The sequence below is a fragment of the Micromonospora sp. NPDC023869 genome (assembly GCF_055559695.1).
In genome coordinates, this window is record NZ_JBVHKD010000005.1 from 139,911 (window position 1) to 159,092 (window position 19,182).

The 19,182-nt window shown below is 72.7% G+C and carries 17 protein-coding genes; 13 read left to right on the plus strand and 4 right to left on the minus strand.

Going from position 1 to position 19,182, the window contains the following annotated elements; genetic code table 11:
* Window positions 1–348: 348 nt before the first annotated feature.
* Window positions 349–1,875: a cell wall anchor protein gene (locus ACZ31C_RS16755; protein WP_465796049.1), complete on the minus strand. Its 1,527-nt coding sequence runs from the start codon at window positions 1,873–1,875 to the stop codon at window positions 349–351.
* Window positions 1,876–2,214: 339 nt separating this feature from the next.
* Here ACZ31C_RS16755 and rsmD point away from each other — a divergent pair, with 339 nt between their 5' ends.
* From rsmD to mutM, 8 genes are all read left to right on the plus strand, one after another.
* On the plus strand, window positions 2,215–2,778 hold the full coding sequence (gene rsmD / locus ACZ31C_RS16760; RefSeq protein ID WP_465796050.1) for a 16S rRNA (guanine(966)-N(2))-methyltransferase RsmD: 564 nt from the start codon (window positions 2,215–2,217) through the stop codon (window positions 2,776–2,778).
* On the plus strand, window positions 2,775–3,257 hold the full coding sequence (gene coaD, locus ACZ31C_RS16765; protein WP_396749157.1) for a pantetheine-phosphate adenylyltransferase: 483 nt from the start codon (window positions 2,775–2,777) through the stop codon (window positions 3,255–3,257). Before rsmD ends, coaD begins: the two co-directional genes overlap by 4 nt.
* 204 nt (window positions 3,258–3,461) lie before the next feature.
* The gene (locus ACZ31C_RS16770; RefSeq protein WP_131054984.1) at window positions 3,462–3,959 is read left to right on the plus strand and encodes an SPFH domain-containing protein; all 498 of its coding nucleotides are present in this window, start codon (window positions 3,462–3,464) and stop codon (window positions 3,957–3,959) included.
* A 199-nt stretch (window positions 3,960–4,158) separates the two neighbouring features.
* Window positions 4,159–4,722 carry a YceD family protein gene (locus ACZ31C_RS16775; RefSeq protein WP_176092952.1) on the plus strand — a complete coding sequence of 188 codons (564 nt, stop codon included), beginning with the start codon at window positions 4,159–4,161 and terminating at the stop codon, window positions 4,720–4,722.
* Window positions 4,723–4,727: 5 nt separating this feature from the next.
* Window positions 4,728–4,901 carry a 50S ribosomal protein L32 gene (rpmF, locus tag ACZ31C_RS16780; protein ID WP_091435485.1) on the plus strand — a complete coding sequence of 58 codons (174 nt, stop codon included), beginning with the start codon at window positions 4,728–4,730 and terminating at the stop codon, window positions 4,899–4,901.
* A 129-nt stretch (window positions 4,902–5,030) separates the two neighbouring features.
* Window positions 5,031–5,984 carry a phosphate acyltransferase PlsX gene (locus ACZ31C_RS16785; RefSeq protein WP_465796240.1) on the plus strand — a complete coding sequence of 318 codons (954 nt, stop codon included), beginning with the start codon at window positions 5,031–5,033 and terminating at the stop codon, window positions 5,982–5,984.
* Window positions 5,981–6,805: a ribonuclease III gene (gene rnc / locus ACZ31C_RS16790; protein ID WP_465796051.1), complete on the plus strand. Its 825-nt coding sequence runs from the start codon at window positions 5,981–5,983 to the stop codon at window positions 6,803–6,805. Before ACZ31C_RS16785 ends, rnc begins: the two co-directional genes overlap by 4 nt.
* Window positions 6,798–7,655: a bifunctional DNA-formamidopyrimidine glycosylase/DNA-(apurinic or apyrimidinic site) lyase gene (gene mutM / locus ACZ31C_RS16795; RefSeq protein ID WP_465796052.1), complete on the plus strand. Its 858-nt coding sequence runs from the start codon at window positions 6,798–6,800 to the stop codon at window positions 7,653–7,655. Before rnc ends, mutM begins: the two co-directional genes overlap by 8 nt.
* Window positions 7,656–7,694: 39 nt before the next feature.
* Here mutM and ACZ31C_RS16800 read toward each other — a convergent pair whose 3' ends face one another.
* Both ACZ31C_RS16800 and ACZ31C_RS16805 read right to left on the minus strand, forming a co-directional pair.
* Window positions 7,695–8,528, minus strand: coding sequence for an endo alpha-1,4 polygalactosaminidase (locus ACZ31C_RS16800; protein ID WP_465796053.1), 834 nt, complete (start codon window positions 8,526–8,528; stop codon window positions 7,695–7,697).
* 129 nt (window positions 8,529–8,657) lie between these two features.
* Window positions 8,658–10,154 carry a CAP domain-containing protein gene (locus ACZ31C_RS16805; RefSeq protein WP_465796054.1) on the minus strand — a complete coding sequence of 499 codons (1,497 nt, stop codon included), beginning with the start codon at window positions 10,152–10,154 and terminating at the stop codon, window positions 8,658–8,660.
* Window positions 10,155–10,524: 370 nt separating this feature from the next.
* On the opposite strand from ACZ31C_RS16805, the gene ACZ31C_RS16810 reads away from it, so the two are divergent.
* The 3 genes from ACZ31C_RS16810 to ACZ31C_RS16820 all read left to right on the plus strand — a co-directional run bounded on the left by ACZ31C_RS16810 (window position 10,525) and on the right by ACZ31C_RS16820 (window position 15,159).
* A complete protein-coding gene (locus ACZ31C_RS16810) occupies window positions 10,525–10,719 on the plus strand; it encodes a hypothetical protein (RefSeq protein WP_117226739.1) in 195 nt (64 codons plus the stop codon).
* A gap of 205 nt (window positions 10,720–10,924) precedes the next feature.
* Window positions 10,925–14,539, plus strand: coding sequence for a chromosome segregation protein SMC (gene smc, locus ACZ31C_RS16815; protein ID WP_465796055.1), 3,615 nt, complete (start codon window positions 10,925–10,927; stop codon window positions 14,537–14,539).
* On the plus strand, window positions 14,539–15,159 hold the full coding sequence (locus tag ACZ31C_RS16820) for an HAD family hydrolase (RefSeq protein ID WP_465796056.1): 621 nt from the start codon (window positions 14,539–14,541) through the stop codon (window positions 15,157–15,159). Before smc ends, ACZ31C_RS16820 begins: the two co-directional genes overlap by 1 nt.
* A gap of 108 nt (window positions 15,160–15,267) precedes the next feature.
* Here the strand turns inward: ACZ31C_RS16820 and ACZ31C_RS16825 are convergent, their stop codons facing one another.
* Window positions 15,268–16,974 carry an alkaline phosphatase D family protein gene (locus ACZ31C_RS16825; protein WP_465796057.1) on the minus strand — a complete coding sequence of 569 codons (1,707 nt, stop codon included), beginning with the start codon at window positions 16,972–16,974 and terminating at the stop codon, window positions 15,268–15,270.
* Window positions 16,975–17,126: 152 nt separating this feature from the next.
* Between ACZ31C_RS16825 and ftsY the strand changes: the two genes are divergently transcribed.
* Both ftsY and ACZ31C_RS16835 read left to right on the plus strand, forming a co-directional pair.
* A complete protein-coding gene (gene ftsY / locus ACZ31C_RS16830) occupies window positions 17,127–18,311 on the plus strand; it encodes a signal recognition particle-docking protein FtsY (protein WP_396752371.1) in 1,185 nt (394 codons plus the stop codon).
* A 6-nt stretch (window positions 18,312–18,317) separates the two neighbouring features.
* The gene (locus tag ACZ31C_RS16835; protein ID WP_176092960.1) at window positions 18,318–19,181 is read left to right on the plus strand and encodes an aminoglycoside phosphotransferase family protein; all 864 of its coding nucleotides are present in this window, start codon (window positions 18,318–18,320) and stop codon (window positions 19,179–19,181) included.
* Window position 19,182: the final 1 nt, after the last annotated feature.

A 19,182-nucleotide genomic window follows, 5' to 3' on the forward strand; every position in this document is an offset into this window, starting at 1 on the left:
TGCGCTGATCACCTGCGCTGATCACCTGCGCTGATCACCTGCGCTGATCACCTGCGCTGATCACCTGCGCTGATCACCTGCGCTGATCACCTGCGCTGATCACCTGCGCCGAGTGCCTGCGCCGAGCGCCTGCGCCGAGTGATCACGCTCGATCGGGGATCGAGTGGCCTCGGCGCGACGTGGAAGGCACTCGATCCTGGATCGAGCACGACCATGGGCCGCGAAGTGTGCCGGGACCGGGCAGGGGCGCCTACGCCGAGGGCGCGCCGACCGGGTGGTCGACGCGCCCTCGGATTCAGGCTTCGCTGGGGTCCCGCCTCAGTCGCGGGAGGGACCCCTCAGCTCGGCTCAGGCGGTGAAGTGGATCCGACGCCGCCGGGCCATCACGAACAGCACCGCGCCGACCGCCAGCAGGGCGATCGCGCCCGCGGCGATGCCGCCGGCCGCCGCACCGGTCACCGGCAGGCCCGGGGGCTCCTCGCCGCCGCCACCACCGCCACAGCCCTCGGGGGCGTAGACGACCTCGAGCTCCAGACCGAGGTCGGGGAGGACGACCAGGGCCGCCTCGTCGTCACCGGCCTTGAAGGTGACCTTCTCCGAGGTACCGGGCGCGACGGTCCGGCTCTCGGTCTTGTCGCCGTAGGTGAAGTCCACCTTGACCGGCACGCCACCCTCCGGGTTCGAGGCGGTCAGCGCGAAGGTCTCGCAGTCGGCGTCGGTGGTGACGGTCGGCAGCGGGCAGTCCTCGGGGCGCTGCCACTTGTACGTGCCGCCCTCGATCACCTTGCCGTCGACCAGGACCTCGATCGCGCCGGCGTTCTCGGCGGGCACCACGGTCTCGTTGTCGGCCTTGCCCGGCTCGACGGTGACCTTCTTGGACCAGCCGTTCTCGCCGCGCACCTCGAACTCGACGGCGTACCGGGAGAGCGAGCCGTCGTTGCTCAGCGAGACGGCCACCGTGCCGTCGCAGGCGGAGGCGAAGGTGGACGCCGGGGTGGTGCAGTTCTTGCTGCCGCCGTTGTACCAGCCCTGCGGGCCGGACGAGCGGTTGCCGGGCGCGCCCTTCTCGCCGAGCTTCTTGTTGCCGTAGCGCTCGCCGTTCTCGACCAGCGGGTCGATGACCTCGTCCACGCCGCCCCAGATCAGGTCGACCTGGGTGTGACAGTCCGGAACACCGACGTTCAGCTCGATCTCGGTCTGGGTGCCGCCGAGGTAGTCGCTGGCAGGGGTGCCGTAGACGTACTGCGGGGTGGCGAACTGCGGGCGCGGCGCGAAGTACGACACCAGCGTGAAGTACTGCTTCGCGTCACCGCAGAGCGGCTGGTCGCCCTCCAGCTTCACGGTCGCCGTGCCCTTCGGGCCGTCGAACGTGTGGCTGTACTTGGCGGCGCTGGCGTCGACACACTTCGGCGCCGGGGCGCACGCGCCGTCGGCGTCGAGCTTGATGGTCTTGGAGTCCGACGACCTCGGCGCCTTGTTCCGCCGAGAGTCGCCTTCCTGGAACCAGGCCGCGTCCACGGTCAGCGTGGCGCTCGTGGTGTCGCCGGGCACGCGCTGGACGCCCTCGACGAAACCGGCCTTCGGGATCGCCGTGCCCTTGAGTTCGGCAGCGTCGGCACCCTCGGGGGCGAGCACGACCGTGGTCGCCGGGTTGGCCGTCACGTTCGTGATGGTGGCGGTCTTCCGGCGCTCGCTGTTGACCACCTTCCAGGTGATCACCCGCTCGCCGCTGCGCTGGTCGCAGGCGACGGTGGCGGAGATGGTGGTGTGGTGAGCGCTGGCCGGGCTGGCCAGCGCCACTGCTCCGGTCGAGCCGATGAGGGCGGCTGCCAGGACAGCCAGCGGCCGCCGGAGCGACAGCTTGGGTCGGATCACGCGTACTCCCGGGGTGAAGAAGCGTCGGGTCGGCACGGGCGGGACAGGACGACGCCGGCGGAGTGTGCCGCGCCGGGGGAGGTGCCGCCCGTGTCGATGGCCGGCGGCGTCAGAACGCCGGCACCGGGGCAGACCCTAGCGAGATCGTGTGGAACGGGACAGTCCTCAGCGGGGGCTAAGGATGATGTTATGAATGCGAGATCATTGATATACGGCCGGTGATCGATCGAGGGCTGTTCGCGTCCGGATCGGACAGTCGACGGGCGTCCGGGGCCGCGTGCTCGTCGCCACGGTCATCGTGTCCTCGCGTAGCGTCAGGGGCATGAGCAGGAGCGAAGGGTGACCCGGATCGTGGCCGGGAGCCTCGGTGGTCGGCGGATCGCCGCGCCGCCGGGTGCCGGCACCCGGCCGACCTCGGATCGGGTTCGGGAGGCGTTGTTCAGCGCGGTGCAGGCGGAGGTCGACCTGGACGGGGCGCGCTTCGCCGACCTGTACGCCGGATCCGGCGCGGTCGGCCTGGAGGCGCTGTCCCGGGGGGCCGCGCACGTGTTGTTGGTCGAGTCCGACGCGCGTGCCGCCCGGGTGATCCGGGAGAACATCGCGGTGCTGCGCGCCGGGCCCGCGGCGCGACTGGTCACCGGCAAGGTCGCCACCGTGTTGGCCGGCGGGCCGGAGGGTGACCCGTACGACGTGGTCTTCGCCGACCCGCCGTACGCGCTGCCGGACGACGGCGTCACCGCGATGCTCGCCGGGTTGGTCGACGGCGGCTGGCTCGCGCCGGACGCCTTGCTGGTGGTCGAGCGCTCCAGTCGCGGCAACCCGGTCGAGTGGGTGGAAGGCGTCACTGGCCTGCGCAGTCGCCGGTACGGCGAGACCACCCTTTGGTACGGTCGCCGATCATGAGACGTGCGGTGTGTCCCGGCTCGTTCGACCCGGTCACCAACGGTCACCTCGACATCATCGGTCGGGCCAGCCGACTGTTCGACGAGGTGATCGTCGGTGTGCTCATCAACCAGTCGAAAACGGGCGTGTTCACCGTCGAGGAGCGGATCGAGATGCTCCGCGAGGTGACCGCCTCCTACGACAACGTCCGCGTGGAGTCGTTTCGCGGGCTGCTGGTGGACTTCTGCCGGGCCCAGCGGGCGACGGTGTTGATCAAGGGCATCCGGGCGGTCAGCGACTTCGACTACGAGTTGCAGATGGCCCAGATGAACATCGGCCTCGCCGGGGTCGAGACATTGTTCATGCCGACCAACCCGCTCTATTCCTTCCTCTCCTCCAGCCTCGTCAAGGACGTGGCCAAGTGGGGCGGCGACGTCAGTCCGCACGTCCCCGACCTGGTCCGCGAGGCGCTGAAGGCCCGCCTGACCCCGCCGTCCTGACGCGGTACGCGCCGCGACCCCGGGCCGTCGTCGGCGTCCGGCGGCACCCTGCCGCCGGTGCCGCCGAGGGGGCCGAGCGCGACGCGCCGGGGGAGGGGTGGGGTGTCGCGGGGGTGTCGGGACGACATCATTGGATGAAGCGGGAACTTGGCCGCAGCCCGCATGATGTAGGTCGGCCCGACGAACGACAGGAGTGAGGTACCGGTGGACCCGCTCGACCGCATCGACGAAATGATCGCCATGGTGGAGCAGGCGCGCTCCGTGCCCATGTCGCGCAACAACTGCATGGTCGATCGGGGCGAGATGATCGCGGCCCTGGACGAACTGCGCGCCGAGTTGCCTGCCGACCTGCGCCGCGCCGCCGCCCTGCTGGAGGAGCGGGACAAGATCATGGAGGCGGGCAAGCGGGAGGCGGACCGGATCATCAGCGAGGGTGAGGCGGAACACGCCCGCCTGGTCTCGGTGAACGAGATCACGGTCTCCGCAGAGCACGAGGGCGCCCGGATCATCGCCGAGGCGCGTGCCGAGGCGCAGCGCCTGCGCGAGGAGGTCGACGACTACGTCGACACCGCCCTGGCCAACTTCGAGCAGTTCCTCACCCGGGCGCTGGCCTCCATCGAACGCGGCCGGGACAAGATGCACGCGCTGCGCGAGATCGGCACCTTCGGCGGTGACGAGGCGGAGCGCCCGCTGCCCTTCTGACCCCACGGTCGGTACCCGCCGGAGCGGGCGTACCGCCGCCGAGCCTGCCGCCGACGCGGCCCGGTGGCGTCCGTCCCGGCAGGTGCCGCCGCTGGCATCCCTGCCGACGCCGGGGTAGCCCAGGCCGGCCCCGGTTCGACGGTGGGCCGCCGGTGCAGGTAACCTCGTTTGTCGGCCTCTCACCGGCCGGAGTCTGACTATGCCCAAGAACTCACCCATTTCACTCGACCCCAGGTCGCCGCTGGTCCTCGACACGAGGGAGCTACCGCGCCGGCCTGGTGCGTTGCGTACCGTCACACGGGTGGTCCCGGCACCGGCGGACCTCGGCGTGGAGTTGATCAGCGTGCCGGAGGGCGCGGACCTCGACCTCGATCTGCGGATGGAGTCGGTGTCCGAGGGCGTGCTCGTCTCGGGGACCGTCAGCGGTCAGGTCCGGGGCGAGTGCGGTCGCTGCCTGCGCGAGATCAACGACTCGGTGTCGGTGACGATCCAGGAGCTGTACGCGTACGAGAACAGCACCACGGACGTCACCACCGAGGATGACGAGGTCGGCCGGATGCAGGGAGACCTGATCGACCTGGAACCGGCGGTGCGGGACGCGGTGGTGCTCGCACTGCCGACCAACCCGCTCTGCCGCCAGGACTGCCCGGGCCTGTGCCCCGAATGTGGGGTACACCTGGACGATCTGCCGGCCGATCACAGCCACCAGCAGATCGACCCGCGTTGGGCGGGCCTGTCGCAACTGACCCGTACAGAGGAGTAAGAACCGTGGCCGTCCCCAAGCGCAAGATGTCGCGCAGCAACACCCGGTCCCGCCGGGCGAACTGGAAGGCCGCGGCGGTCGCGACCGTGGCCTGCCCGCAGTGCAAGTCCGCCAAGCTGCCGCACGCCGCCTGCTCCGTCTGCGGCACCTACAACGGCCGCCAGGTCCTCGAGGTCTGACCCGGACGCCGAGTGACGTCTCCGACCACGGGTCGGGCGACGCGCACACCCCGGCGATCGCCCGGCACTCCCGCCGACGCCGGCCGGCTCTTACCGGCCGGCGTCGCGACGGAGCCGGGCACCGCACGGATCGCCGTTGACCTCCTCGGCGGGGACGACGCTCCCGCCGTCGTGGTGGACGGCGCTCTGCGGGCGGTGCGCGCCGACCCTCACCTGCATCTGCTGCTCGTCGGCCCGACCGAGGTGGCCGGCGCGCTGGTCCATGCCCTCGACCCGGCCGAACGCGCCCGGGTCACCGTCCGGCCCGCCCGGACCGCCGTCGACATGGCCGAAGAGGTCGTCACCGCACGCACCGACTCCACCGTCCGTACGGCCGTCGCCGCCGTGCACGCGGGCCAGGCCGACGCGCTGGTCTCCGCCGGCTCCACCGGCGCGACGGTCGCCGCCGCCGCCCTCGGCCTGGGTCGCTGGCCCGAGGTCCGACGCCCGGCGCTCGCCGCCGTCCTGCCCGCCGTCTCCGGACCGGTGGTGCTGCTCGACGTCGGCGGCTCGCTCGAACCCAACCCGGCCACGCTGGCCCGGCACGCCGTGCTCGGGGCCGCGTACGCCGCTGCCGCCCACGGTGTCGTCGCACCCCGGGTGGGCCTGCTCTCGGTGGGCACCGAGGCCGGCAAGGGCGACCGGGCCCGCCGGCTCACCGATCCCGTGCTCAGCACCGTGACCCTGCCCGCCGACGCCCGCTACGTGGGCATGGTGGAGGGGTACGACGTCTGCGTCGGCACGCGTGCCGATGTGGTGGTCACCGACGGGTTCACCGGTAACGTGCTGCTCAAAGCCATCGAGGGCGCGTACGCGATGGCCGGTGGACCGCCACCCGGCGGGGGTGCGCCCCGGGCGGCCGCCCTGCTCGGCGTGGGTGGGACGGTGGTCGTCTGCCACGGCGCCGCCCGCCCCGACGACATCTCCTCCGGCATCGCCCTGGCCGCCCACCTCTGGCGACGCGACGCCACCGACCGGGTCGCCGCGCTGCTCGCCGGCCACCGCACCGACCGCACCACCGACACCGAGGTACGCACATCATGAGCAACGACAAGCGGCGGAGGCCCTCCGTCGGCCACCTGGAAGCCGCCTTCGGCGTGACGCTGGACCCGGACCTGCTGGAGCGCGCACTCACCCACCGCTCGTACGCATACGAGAACGGCGGTCTGCCCACCAACGAGCGGCTGGAGTTCCTCGGCGACTCGGTGCTCGGCGTGGTGATCACCACCGCGCTCTTCCACAACCATCCGGACCTGCCCGAGGGGCAGTTGGCCAAGTTGCGGGCCAGTGTGGTGAACATGCGCGCCCTCGCCGAGGTGGCCCGTGGCCTGGGCCCGGACGGCCTCGGCCCGTACCTGCTGCTGGGCAAGGGTGAGGAGACCACCGGCGGGCGGGACAAGGCGAGCATCCTCGCCGACACCCTGGAGGCGCTGCTCGGTGCGATCTACCTCCAGTACGGGCTGGACACCGCCGCGATCGTGATCCACCGGCTGTTCGACCCGCTGATGGCCGAGTCGGCCGGACGCGGTGCCGCGCTGGACTGGAAGACCAGCCTCCAGGAGTTGACCGCCGCGCTCGGGCTCGGGGTCCCGGAATACCGTATCGAGGGCACCGGCCCGGACCATCTCAAGACCTTCACCGCCTGGGTGGTGGTGGCCGGGAACCGGTACGGCGGTGCCGACGGGCGCAGCAAGAAGGAAGCCGAGCAGCGGGCGGCCGAGTCCGCCTGGCGGATGCTGACCGCGGACGCCGAGGCGGAGTCGAGCCCGGCCGAGGAGATCACCGACCCAGCCGCCGAGCAGGACGCGGTGACCGTCGACGGGCGGGCCGAGACGGTCGGCGAGGTCCAGGCGCACCGTGCCTGAGCTGCCCGAGGTGGAGACGGTCCGGCAGGGCCTGGCCCGCTGGGTCACCGGCCGCCGGATCGACGTGGTCGAGGTACGCCATCCCCGGGCGGTACGGCGGCACCAGCCGGGCGGCGTCCACTTCGCCGACGTGCTGGCCGGTCGGACCGTGCTCGACGTACGGCGGCGAGGCAAGTACCTGTGGCTCCCGCTGGACAGCGGCGACGCCGTGATCGGGCATCTCGGGATGTCCGGGCAGTTGCTGCTGCAACCGGCGGGCACCCCCGACGAGGCGCACCTGCGGGTGCGGTTCCGGTTCACCGACGACGGACCGGAGCTGCGCTTCGTCGACCAGCGGACGTTCGGCGGGCTGTCGGTGAGCGAGGGCGGTGCCGGGCTGCCGGTCGAGATCGCGCACATCGCCCGGGACCCGATGGACCCGGAGTTCTCCGACGACGAGTTCGTGGCCGCGCTGCGGCGACGGCGCACCGAGGTCAAGCGCGCGCTGCTGGACCAGACGCTGATCTCCGGCGTGGGCAACATCTATGCCGACGAGGCACTGTGGCGCGCGGGCCTGCACGGGGTCCGGCCCACCGACGCGCTGACCGGCCCGGCCGCCCGGCGACTGCTCGGCCACGTCCGGGACGTGCTCGCCGAGGCGATCACCGCAGGTGGCACCAGCTTCGACGCGCTCTACGTCAACGTCAACGGCGAGAGCGGCTACTTCGACCGGTCGTTGAACGCGTACGGCCGCCAGGGGCAGCCCTGTCACCGCTGCGGTGCGCCGATCCGGCGGGAGGCGTTCATGAACCGTTCCTCGTACAGCTGCCCCCGCTGCCAGCCGCGCCCCCGGGGCTCGCTGCGCGGCTGATCACGAGTCGGCGCGGCCCGGTCGGTGCGCGGGTCCGGTTCAGGGTGCCGGGCAGGGCAGCCGCCAGGCGTCCAGGGCACGGTTCTTGCGGATGGACGCGAAGCCGTAGCCGACGCTGGTGACGCAGAAGTCCGCCGTGTCGCCGGTGTACTCGACGTGGAAGACCGGCTTGCCGGCGTCGACGAAGGGCAGCAGCTTCTCGCACCGCGCCAGCCGAACGCACTCCTCGTCGACCGCGAAGTCGAAGTCGGGCGCGAGCGCGGCGACCTGCGGCAGAGCATCGAGCAGGCCGGGGGAGAGGTCGAGGGTACGGGCCAGCGCCGCCACCTGACGGTTGAACCGGAGCTGGTGGTCGAAGTCCAACGGGAACCCGGAACGCCGGGCGTACCCGTCGGCGTCGGCCAGCAGCACCGCGCCGAAGCCCTTGCCGCGGCACAGCCGGAACCGGTCGGCCAGCACCGGACGCAGCACGTCCCACCGGCGTACGTCCAGCCAGGTGCGGCCGGTGCCGGTGGACGTGGTCCCGCGTACCTCGGCCGGGTACCGGCTGGCGTCCGGATCGTCGGGGTGCACCGACCCGACGTGCACCTGGCAGACCAGTCGGGTGTCGCGGGCGCGGAGCGTGGCGGTCTGCGCGGCGGTGGTGCGGACCGGGTCGAGCACGAACACGTTCGCCGGGACCGCCGGGTCCAGCTCGCCGTGCAGTTGCCACTGCCACTGCCAGTGGCGCGCCGAGGCCGCCGGCCAGCTCGTGGGTGCGCCGGGCGGCGGGCGTGGGGGCCGGCAGGCGACGGTGGCGGCGAGGACCGCCAGCGCCAGGCCGGCCGGTAGCACCCGGCGTACCCACCGCGTCCGACCCACCCCGATCCGCATCGCCGTCTCCGCACGTCGCGGGGCGGCGTCAGACCGCCCGGGTGAGGTACGCCGACGCGTACCTCACCCGGTCAAACGAGGACAGACCCGATCAGGACTCGCAGTCCGGCCGGGACCGGCGTCGCGGCCTCAGCGCGGGGCGGCGAAGACCTGCGTCCAGTACGGCCCGTTGCTGCTGGCCACGCCGACGCCGATCTCGGTGAACGCGCAGTTGAGGATGTTCGCCCGGTGCCCCTCGCTGTTCATCCAGGCGTCCATCACCGCAGCCGGGGTGCGCTGGTTCCACGCCACGTTCTCGCCGAAGGTGCGCCAGGTGTAGCCGGCCCGGTCGATCCGGTCCCCGGGACTGCTGCCGTCGCTGCCGGTGTGCGACATGTTCTGCGTGTCGGCCTGGTCCTGGCTGTGCCGCTGGGCGGCGGTCATCAGCTTGTCGTCGATGCTGAGCGCGCCGCAGCCCTCCTTGGCCCGCTCGACGTTGACCAGCCGTACGACCTCCGCCGCCTGCGAGGTGGCACCCGAGGAGGGGGTGGCGCTCGGCGTGCTGGCGCGGTTGGGGCTGCCCTGCCGGTCGGCGTTCTGCCGCGAGGGCGCGGTGGTGCGCGCCGCCGCCGGGGTGGGACTGCTGCTGGCCCGACTCGGCGACGGCGACGGTGACGCGCTGCTCGGCGAGACGCTCGGGCTCGGGCTGGGACTCGGGGAGTCGGTCGGGTCGAGCGCCAGGTCCGGCGTCTCGTCCGCCAGGGCCGGCGCGGTGGCGGCGGGGATGTCGGCGGCGGTGCGGTCGGCCGTCTTGTCGTCGCCGGGCAGCGCGAGGGCCGCCACGCCGATGCTCACCACGAGGGTGGCCGCGGCGGCGGCACCGCCCAGCACCAGCGGACGCCGCCACGTGCGTCGCTCTCCGCGATCGTCGGGGCCGGCCGGCTCGTGCGGCTGGTCGGCGGTGCCCCCCTGCTCCGCCGGCACGCCGTACCGGCCGTGGTCGCCGGTGCCACCGTACGGGCCGGCAGCCGCCCCGTACCCGCCCTCGACGACCGAGTCGTACCGGCCTTCGACGGTCATGTCGTAGCGGCCCTGGTCGGCCGTCGCCCCGTACCGGCCGTGGTCGCCGGTGGCGTCGTACCGGCCGTGGCCGGCGATCGGGGCGTACCCGTCGTAGCGGTCCTGGGCCGAGGCGGCCGGAAAGCCCGAGGCGGGCCCGGCCGGAGCGTCGTACCGCCGGGTGTCCCAGTCGGCGCCGTGGTGGTCGGCCTCGGGTGCGGCGTGCCGAGCGGGCCGGTCGGGGTCGGCCGGTGCGGGCCACCCGGGGATGTCCCGCCTGCCGGGCCCGTCCGGCGTCCAGCCACGGTCGGTCGGCTCGTAGTACCCGGTCTCCGGCTCGACGGCGTGGTGGTGCTGACCGGACCGCCGGTCGGTGTCCTCCGACCGGGCGGAGTGCGCGGCGTCCGGTTGCCACTGCTCAGTCGGCTGGTCGTCGTACCAGCGGTCGGTCGAACTCCCCGGTTCGTCACCGAAGAGGTAGGCCGACCTCGGTGCGGGACGGTCGGTCAGCCAGGCCGGGTCCTCGGTCGGGTGTTCCGGTCGACGAGGGTCGCCCTCCGGGTCGCGCGGGTTGTTCCAGCCGTGCACGCCTGTCGCCTCCACGGGTCGGGTACGGGCCGAGGTGACGCTACGTGTCGCCCCTGGGGGCAGCAATCCGGCTAAGGAAGAGTTAAGAGGACCCTGTACATCCGGGTGAGGTAATCCACCGAACCGGCGCGTAGAGTCGAGGCGTCCGGACAGAGCGTGTCCGCGCCTCGTGGCAGCCGCCGGTGACCGGTCGGGCCGACGTCGAGATGATCTACGGCCTGCGAGAACTTGACGAATCAGGGGCTCCCGGCTCAATATGTATGTGTCGCCAGTCGCGCCCGGCCATGCCCAGAATCCGTGGGAGTGGTAGTCGCGTACACCAGGGCGCGCGTTGGCCGGCCTCTCCGGCAGCGCATATCAAGGAGTCAAAATGGCGAAGGCCCTCTATGGCCACGTAGGTGCGGCGCCCGACCGGCGTCTGCTCGACGAGGTCACCCGACTGCGTTCCAGGGTTCAGTCACTGGAGTTCGAGGTCACCCGTCTGCGTGCCGAGAACGATCGGCTCGCGGCGGCCGCGGCGGAGACGGACGATCTGCTCCGTCTGGCCGAGCCGGCACTGACCTGACCCACCTGGTCGCCACAACCGAATAGCACCACCGCACAGCAGCGCGCCGACACGATGTGTGCCGGCGCGCATCTCTGCCCGGCCCCGGACGCCGGCAGAGGCGGGTCGCGTCGGGTGGGCCACCCGCTGCCGGGTTACTCTGCGGGTTTACCAGGGTCCGCGCAGCCGGGCGACGGTACGGCGGCCACCGGACGAGGATCGGGACGTGCATCTCAAGAGCCTGACGGTGAAGGGCTTCAAATCCTTCGCCTCCGCGACGACGCTCAAGCTGGAGCCGGGGATCACCTGCGTGGTGGGCCCGAACGGCTCCGGCAAGTCCAACGTCGTCGACGCCATCGCCTGGGTGCTCGGTGAACAGGGCGCGAAGGCCCTGCGGGGCGGCAAGATGGAGGACGTCATCTTCGCCGGCACCGCCGGTCGGGCCCCGCTCGGGCGGGCCGAGGTGACGCTGACCATCGACAACACCGACGGCGCCCTGCCGATCGAGTACACCGAGGTCTCCATCACCCGCCGGATGTTCCGCTCCGGCGAGAGCGAGTACGAGATCAACGGCGACTCCTGCCGGCTGCTCGACATCCAGGAGCTGCTCTCCGACTCCGGCATCGGCCGGGAGATGCACATCATCGTCGGCCAGGGCCGGCTCGACGGCATGCTGCACGCCAAGCCGGAGGACCGGCGGGCGTTCATCGAGGAGGCGGCCGGCGTCCTCAAGCACCGCAAGCGCAAGGAAAAGGCGCTGCGCAAGCTCGACGCGATGCAGACCAACCTGAACCGGCTCACCGACCTCACCGCCGAGCTGCGCCGCCAGCTCAAGCCGCTCGGCCGGCAGGCCGAGGTGGCCCGCCGGGCCGCCGTGATCCAGGCCAACCTGCGGGACGCGCGGCTGCGGCTGCTCGCCGACGACCTGGCCACCCTGCGCACCACGTTGGACAAGGAGATCGCCGACGAGACGGCGCTGCGCCAGCGACGCGAGCAGGTGGAGGCCGAGCACGCCGAGGTGCAGTTCCGCCTCGGCGAGTTGGAGGAGGCGCTGGCCTCCGACGCGCCGCTGCTGGCCGCCGCGCAGGACACCTGGTACAAGCTCTCCGCCCTCCAGGAACGGTTCCGCTCGATCGAGCAGCTCGCGCTGGAACGGCTGCGGCACCTCAGCGCGACCCCCGACGACGAGCGTCCCGGCCGGGACCCGGAGCAGTTGGAGGCCGAGGCCGAGCGGATCCGCGAGCAGGAGGAGGAGCTGCGCGCGGCACTCACCGACGACCAGATCCGGCTCGCCGAGGCGGTCGAGCACCGCCAGGAGCTGGAACGCCAGCTCGCCGCGGCGGAGCGGGAACTGGTCGCCGCGGCGAAGGCGATCGCCGACCGGCGCGAGGGGCTGGCCCGGCTCACCGGGCAGGTGAACTCCGCGCGCGCCCGGACCACCAGCGCCGGTGAGGAGATCGAACGACTCGCCGCCGCGCACACCGACGCGTTGGCCCGCGCCGAGCGCGCCCAGGCCGACCTGGACGCGGTCGCCGAGCAGTCCACCGAGGCGGACCGCGACAACGCCGACCTGGACACCCGGCACGCCGAGGCGGTCGGCGCCCAGGAGAAGGCACAGGCCACCGTCCGGTCGCTCTCCGACGCCGAGCGGGCGGCGGAGAAGGACGCCGCCACCTGGAAGGCGCGGGAGGAAGCGCTCGCCCTGGGCCTGCGTCGCAAGGACGGCGCCGGCGCGCTGCTGGCCCGCGCCGACCAGGTGCCCGGTCTGCTGGGCGGTCTCGCCGGCCTGCTCACGGTCGCCCCCGGCCACGAGGCCGCGCTGGCCGCCGCGCTCGGCGGGCTCGCCGACGCGGTCGCGGTCAGCGGGGTGGACGAGGCGGTCGAGGCGATGCGCCTGCTCAAGATCTCCGACGCCGGGCGGGCCGGCCTGCTCGTCGGTAGCCCGGCCGGGCCGGGGATGTCCGGTTCGGCCGACGCGCTGCGTCCCAAGCTGCCCGACCGCGCGCACTGGGCCCCCGACCTGGTGGACTGCGACGCCCAGATCCGTCCGGCGGTGCACCGGGCGCTGCGCGACGTGGTGCTGGTCGACGACCTGACCGCCGCGGCCGAGGTGGTCACCGTCAACCCCGAGCTGCGCGCGGTCACCCGGGAGGGTGACGTCGTCGGGGCGTACGCGGCGGCCGGCGGCTCGGCGAAGGCCCCCAGCTACATCGAGGTGCAGGCGGCGGTCGAGGAGGCCCGGGCCAACCGGCTCACCGCCGAACGGAGCAGTGCCGACCTGCGTGACCAACTCGTGCAGGCGCGGGCCGAGGTGGCCGCCGCCAAGGAGGTGGTACAGCACGCCGCCGCCGCCAAGCGGGAGGCGGAGAGTCACCGCAACGCCGCCGCCCGCCGCCTGGCCGAACTGGGCGCCGCCGCCCGGTCGGCGAAGGCGGAGACCGACCGGCTCGGCGACTCCCGGTCGCGTGCCGAGGCGGCCCGGGAACGGGACCTGACCGCCCTGGCCGAGTTGGAGGAGCGGCTGCGGCTGGCCGAGGCGACCCCGATCGACGCCGAGCCCTCCACTGAGGAACGCGACCAGCTCGCCGCGATGGTGCCGCAGGCCCGGCAGAACGAGATGGAGGTCCGGCTCGCGGTGCGTACCGCCGAGGAGCGGGTGGCCTCCATCGCCGGGCGGGCCGACTCGCTGCGCCGGCAGGCCGCCGCCGAACGGTCCGCGCGGGAACGGGCGGCGGCGCGGCGGGCCGCGCGTACCCGGGGCGCGGGCATCGCCCGGGCGGTGGCCGGCGGCGCCCGGGCGGCACTGACCCGGCTGACCAGCAGCATCGCCCGGGCCGAGGAGCACCGCGACGCGGTGGCGCGGGAACGGGCCACCCGCGAGGCGGAACTTCAGGAGGTGCGGGCCGCCGCGAAACGCCTCGGCGGTGAACTGGACCGGCTGACCAGCCAGGTGCACCGGGACGAGGTGGCGCGGGCCGAGCAGCGGCTGCGCATCGAGCAGTTGGAGGCCAAGGCGGCCGAGGACTTCGGCCTGACCGTGGAGACGCTGATCGCCGAGTACGGCCCGGGGCAGCCGGTACCGCCGACCGAGGCCGAGGTGGCCGCCGCCGAACGGGACGGCCTTCCGGTGCCCGAGCCGGTGCGGTACGAGCGACCGGTGCAGGAGAAGCGCGCCGCCAAGGCGGAGCGGGAACTGACCCTGCTCGGCAAGGTCAACCCGCTCGCGCTGGAGGAGTTCGCCGCGTTGGAGGAGCGGTTCAAGTTCCTCTCCGAGCAACTGGAGGACCTCAAGGCGACCCGGCGTGACCTGCTCACCGTGGTCAAGGACGTGGACGACCGCATCCTGGAGGTCTTCGCCAGCGCCTTCGCCGACACCGCGCGGGAGTTCGAGCAGGTCTTCGAGGTGCTGTTCCCCGGTGGCGAGGGCCGGCTGATCCTCACCGAGCCGGACGACATGCTGACCACCGGCGTGGAGGTCGAGGCCCGCCCGCCCGGTAAGAAGATTAAGCGGCTCTCGCTGCTCTCCGGCGGCGAGCGGTCGCTGACCGCGGTGGCGATGCTGGTGGCGATCTTCCGCGCCCGGCCCAGCCCGTTCTACATCATGGACGAGGTCGAGGCGGCGCTGGACGACGTCAACCTGGGGCGGCTGATCACGCTGATGGCCCAGTTGCGGGAGAAGAGCCAGCTCATCGTCATCACGCACCAGAAACGGACCATGGAGATCGCCGACGCGTTGTACGGCGTGACCATGCGTGGCGGGGTCACCCAGGTGATCAGTCAGCGGCTCAACCGGGCCGACACCGACGACGAGCGGCACGGCCGCGGCGAGGAGAACGGGTAGTGGCTCGGGAACGCGCGACGGCGCTCCTGCTGGACTTCGACGGCGTACTGCGGCGCTTCGATCCGGCGGTGGCCGCCGGGGTGGAGCGAGAGTACGGCCTCACCGAGGGGGTGCTCGGTGAGATCGCCGAGCACTGGGAGCTGCTGCAACCGGTGCTGACCGGCCGGGTCAGCCACGCCGAGTGGGTGTCGAGCGTGGCCGACGCGCTGGCCGAGTCGGCCGGTGGCCCGCAGCGGGCCCGGGCCGCCGTCGAGCAGTGGCAGCGCTACCGGGGCGAGGTCGAGCCGGCGGTGCTCGACTTCGTCCGCGAGATGCGGGGCCGGGGCATCCGCGTCGGGCTCGCCACCAACGCCACCGACCTGCTCGACGAGGACCTGGCGACGTTGGGGCTCGTCGGCGAGCTGGACGTGGTGGTCAACTCCTCGGTGGTCGGGGTGCACAAGCCGGCCCGCGAGTACTTCCAGGCCGCCTGCGAGGCCCTGGAGACCGCGCCGGGCCGGGTGCTCTTCGTCGACGACGAGGACCGGGCGATCAGCGGTGCTCGGGTGGCGGGATTGTCGGCGCACCGCTGGAGTGGCCCGGCGGACCTGCGTTACCTGCGGGCGGCGTTGGCCGCCTGAGCCGGCCGGCGGTCGATCGCCGGTGACGTCGTCGCGTGTGTGCCGCGTGGTGACCTGTTAAGAAGGGGCACTTGCTCTACCGCAGGCGTTAACGGGGGGCCCTTCCTTTCACGGGGTGAGCCGCTGGCGGGCCACCTCGCGCAGGGTGCCGTCGCTGGTGGTGCCCTCGATCACCACTTCCGACCCACGGCCGGCGTTGGTCAGCGTCGACACCGCGTTGCCGAAGTATGGCCCGGCCAGCTTGCGCCACTTGATGAAGGAGCGGCGTACCCCGGCCGTACGGGCCATCGCGCGCGCCGCCCCGGCGGGGCCGCGCGCCCAACCCAACCGCATCACCGGTCGCATCCCGGCCGGCACCTGGTTGTGGATCGGCGAGCAGGTCAACTGGTGGACGGGCGTGTGGACGTCCGGGTCGGCGAACCGGACCCGGGCCACGTACGAGTGGTGCACGTCGCCGGAGAGCACGCTGATCGACGCCGGAGGCGGGTACGCCGGCCCGGCGCCCTTGCGCTCGTCGGGCCCGCCCGGTGTGCCGGTGCCGAGGCGGGCGAACAACTCGGCGAGGCCCTCGAAGGAGCGCCGGAACGCGCCCCAGTGCTCCAGGTCGAGCGCGCGGCGCAACTTCTCGGCCAGCCCGGCGACCCACGGGCGGTTCGAGTCGGCCAGCTTCTCGTTCCACGCCTCGACGTGGTGGATGCCGGGCGGCAGCAGCCAGGGCAGCGAGGTGCCGACGACCAGGTGGTCGTAGCTGCCGTGGGCCTGGTCGACGAACCAGGCCCACTCGGCGGCCGGCAGCATCGTCCGGCGGCCGGGCACCAGCACCCGGCTGCACCGGCTGTCCAGCATCACCAGCCGGGTCCGGCCCAGGTCGAGCGCGTAGCTCCACTGGTACTGCACGGCGCTCCACCGGTCGGTGTCGTGCGACAGGTCGGCCTCGGTGTCGACCCGCGCGCCGAACTCGCGCAGCACCTCGGTGGCGTCCTCGGACGCGCGGACCTTGGCGAAGACCGGGTCGGCGTCGATCTCGTCCGGGGAGAGGTTGCCCAGGTGCTGGTAGACCCAGTACGACGCCAGTCCGCTGGCGATCCGCTCGGCCCACCAGGGCTGCTCGCGCATGTCCGCCCGCCAGGACGCCGAGGTGTTCCAGTCGTCGATGACCTCGTGGTCGTCGAAGATCATCACGCTCGGCACGGTGGAGAAGAGCCAGCGGATCTCCGGGTCGCTCCACGACTCCAGATAGAGCTTGGTGTACTCGTCGAAGCTGACCACCTGGTCGCTGGGGGCGTCCTTGGGACGCCGCCGCCGACGCCGCAGCAGCCGCTTGATGGTGGGCGAGGTCTCGTCGGCGTAGACCTGATCGCCGAGAAGCACCACCAGGTCGGGCAGGGCCGCCGGGTCGGGGTCGTCCAGGATCCGCCGGGTGTACGCGTCCAGCGCGTCCGGCGGGAGCTTACGGGTGGTGGCGTGCTGGGTGGTCTCCCGGCAGGACCCGAAGAGCAGCCGCACCGGCTGGTCCCGGTCGTCCGCCGCGCGGGTGCGGATCACGCTGGGCGGGAAGCGGCTCTCCGGTGCCGGCCAGGCCACCTCGTCGTCGATCAGCACCTCGTAGGTGGTGGCGCTGTCCGGGGTGAGGCCCTCCACGACCACCAACGCGTAGTGGTGCTCGTACGCGGAGAAGGTGGCGGCCGTGCCGGCGGCGCCGCCCGCCGTGCGGACGGTGACCGTCGCGGGGGCCGTGGTCTCGACCCACACGGTGGCCCGGGTGCCGACGACCCGCCGGAGAAGCGGACCGATGAGCAGTCGGGCGGTGGGCATGGCGAACCTCCGAGGTGAGGGGGGAAACCTCTTCTTATTACCCCGCCGGCGGCCGTGGCATTGCTGGCTGGGCGAGCCTACCGCTCCTGGGGTGGACGACCGGGGGGAGCGGTGGATGAGACGCCGTCGCGAGCATCTGACAGGATTTCGGCATGATGGATTACCTCCTCGTCGCACTCGCCCTGCTCGGCGTGCTGATCCTCGCCGGAGTCGGGCTGGTCGTGCCGCGGCTGCGCCGACGGCCGGAGCCGCCGCTGCCGCGTACGGAGGTCGACACCCGGGCCGAGGAGGACCTGGCCGGACCACCGGTCGAGGCCCCGGAGTCCGATCTGTCCACCGGCGTCCTGGTGGAGCCGCCGGTCATCGAGGCACCGCCGACCGTCGAGGTGCCCGAGCCGACCGCCGGGCGGCTGGTCCGGCTGCGCTCCCGGCTGTCGCGTTCGCAGAACGTCTTCGGCAAGGGCCTGCTCGGCCTGCTCAGCCGTGACCGGCTGGACGAGGACGTCTGGGAGGAGATCGAGGACAGCCTGATCACCGCCGACGTGGGCGTCGACGCCACCCGGGAGATCGTCGACCGGCTGCGGGAGCGGACCCGGGTGCTGGGCACCCGGTCGGTCGCCGAGCTGCGGACCCTGCTCGCCACCGAGCTGGTCAACGCGCTCGACCCGGCGCTGGACCGGTCCCTGCACACCACGCCCGCCGACGGCGTGCCGGCGGTGCTGCTCGTGGTCGGCGTCAACGGCGCGGGCAAGACCACCACCTGCGGCAAGATCGCCCGGGTGCTGATCGCCGACGGGCGTACCGTGCTGCTCGGCGCGGCCGACACGTTCCGGGCCGCCGCCGCCGACCAGTTGGAGACCTGGGCCGGTCGGGTCGGTGCGGAGACCGTACGCGGCCCGGAGGGGGCCGACCCGGCCAGCGTCGCCTTCGACGCCGTCAAGCGCGGCATCGACACCGGCGTGGACACCGTGCTGGTGGACACCGCCGGTCGCCTTCAGAACAAGATCGGCCTGATGGACGAGCTGGGCAAGGTCAAGCGGGTGGTGGAGAAGCACGGGCCGATCGACGAGACACTGCTGGTGCTCGACGCCACCACCGGCCAGAACGGCCTGGAGCAGGCCCGCGTCTTCACCGAGGTGGTCAACGTCACCGGCGTCGTGCTGACCAAGCTCGACGGCACCGCCAAGGGCGGCATCGTGATCGCGGTACAGCGCAAGCTCGGCATCCCGGTCAAGCTGGTCGGGCTCGGCGAGGGACCGGACGATCTCGCGCCGTTCGACCCGGCGCAGTTCGTCGACGCGTTGCTGGGTGCCGAATCCTCCGGTCCGACCGCGTAACCTCGGGTGACCAGAGACGATCGCGCGTACGCGGGCTGGCGCGACCCGAGCCACCCGTCGCAGCGCCTCGGGAGACCGTACGTGACTTCGCAGGAGATCCCGCTGCACGGCGGGAACGTGAGCACCGTGGTGCGGGTGGGCGACACCGTCCGGCGCAACGCCGGGCCGTGGACACCGGCCGTGCACGCCCTGCTGCGTCACCTGGAGTACGTCGGGTTCACCGGCGCGCCCCGCGCCCTCGGCATGGACGAGCGCAACCGCGAGGTCCTGTCGTACCTGGAGGGGGAGTGCGGGGAGTACCCGCTGGCCCCGCACTGGGTCACCGACGAGGCACTGGTCACCGTCGCCACCATGCTGCGGATGTTCCACGACGCGCAGTACGGCTTCGCCCCGCCCCCGCAGGCGGTGTGGCGCTCGTTCGGCCCGCCCCCGCCGGACACCGAGGTCATCTGCCACCACGACGCCGCCCCGCACAACGTGATCTGGCGGCCGGACGGCACCCTCGGGCTGATCGACTTCGACCTCGCCTCGCCCGGCGCGCGGATCTACGACGTGGCGTACGCGGCCTGGACCTGGGTGCCGATCTTCTCCGACCGGGACTCGATCACGCTCGGCTGGAAGCACCCGGACCGCCCGCGCCGACTGCGGCTGTTCGCCGACGCGTACGGGTTGATCCCGCGTGACCGGCACCGGCTGATCCGGACCATCCGCAAGCGGATCGTGGACCATGTGGAGGGCATCCGCCGGATGGCCGCCGCCGGGGAACCGGCCTTCGTGCGGATCGTGCACAAGGGGCACCTGCGTCGGCCGATGCGGGACCTGCGGCTGCTCGACTACGAACGGCACGCCCTCGAGTACGCCCTGCGCTGAT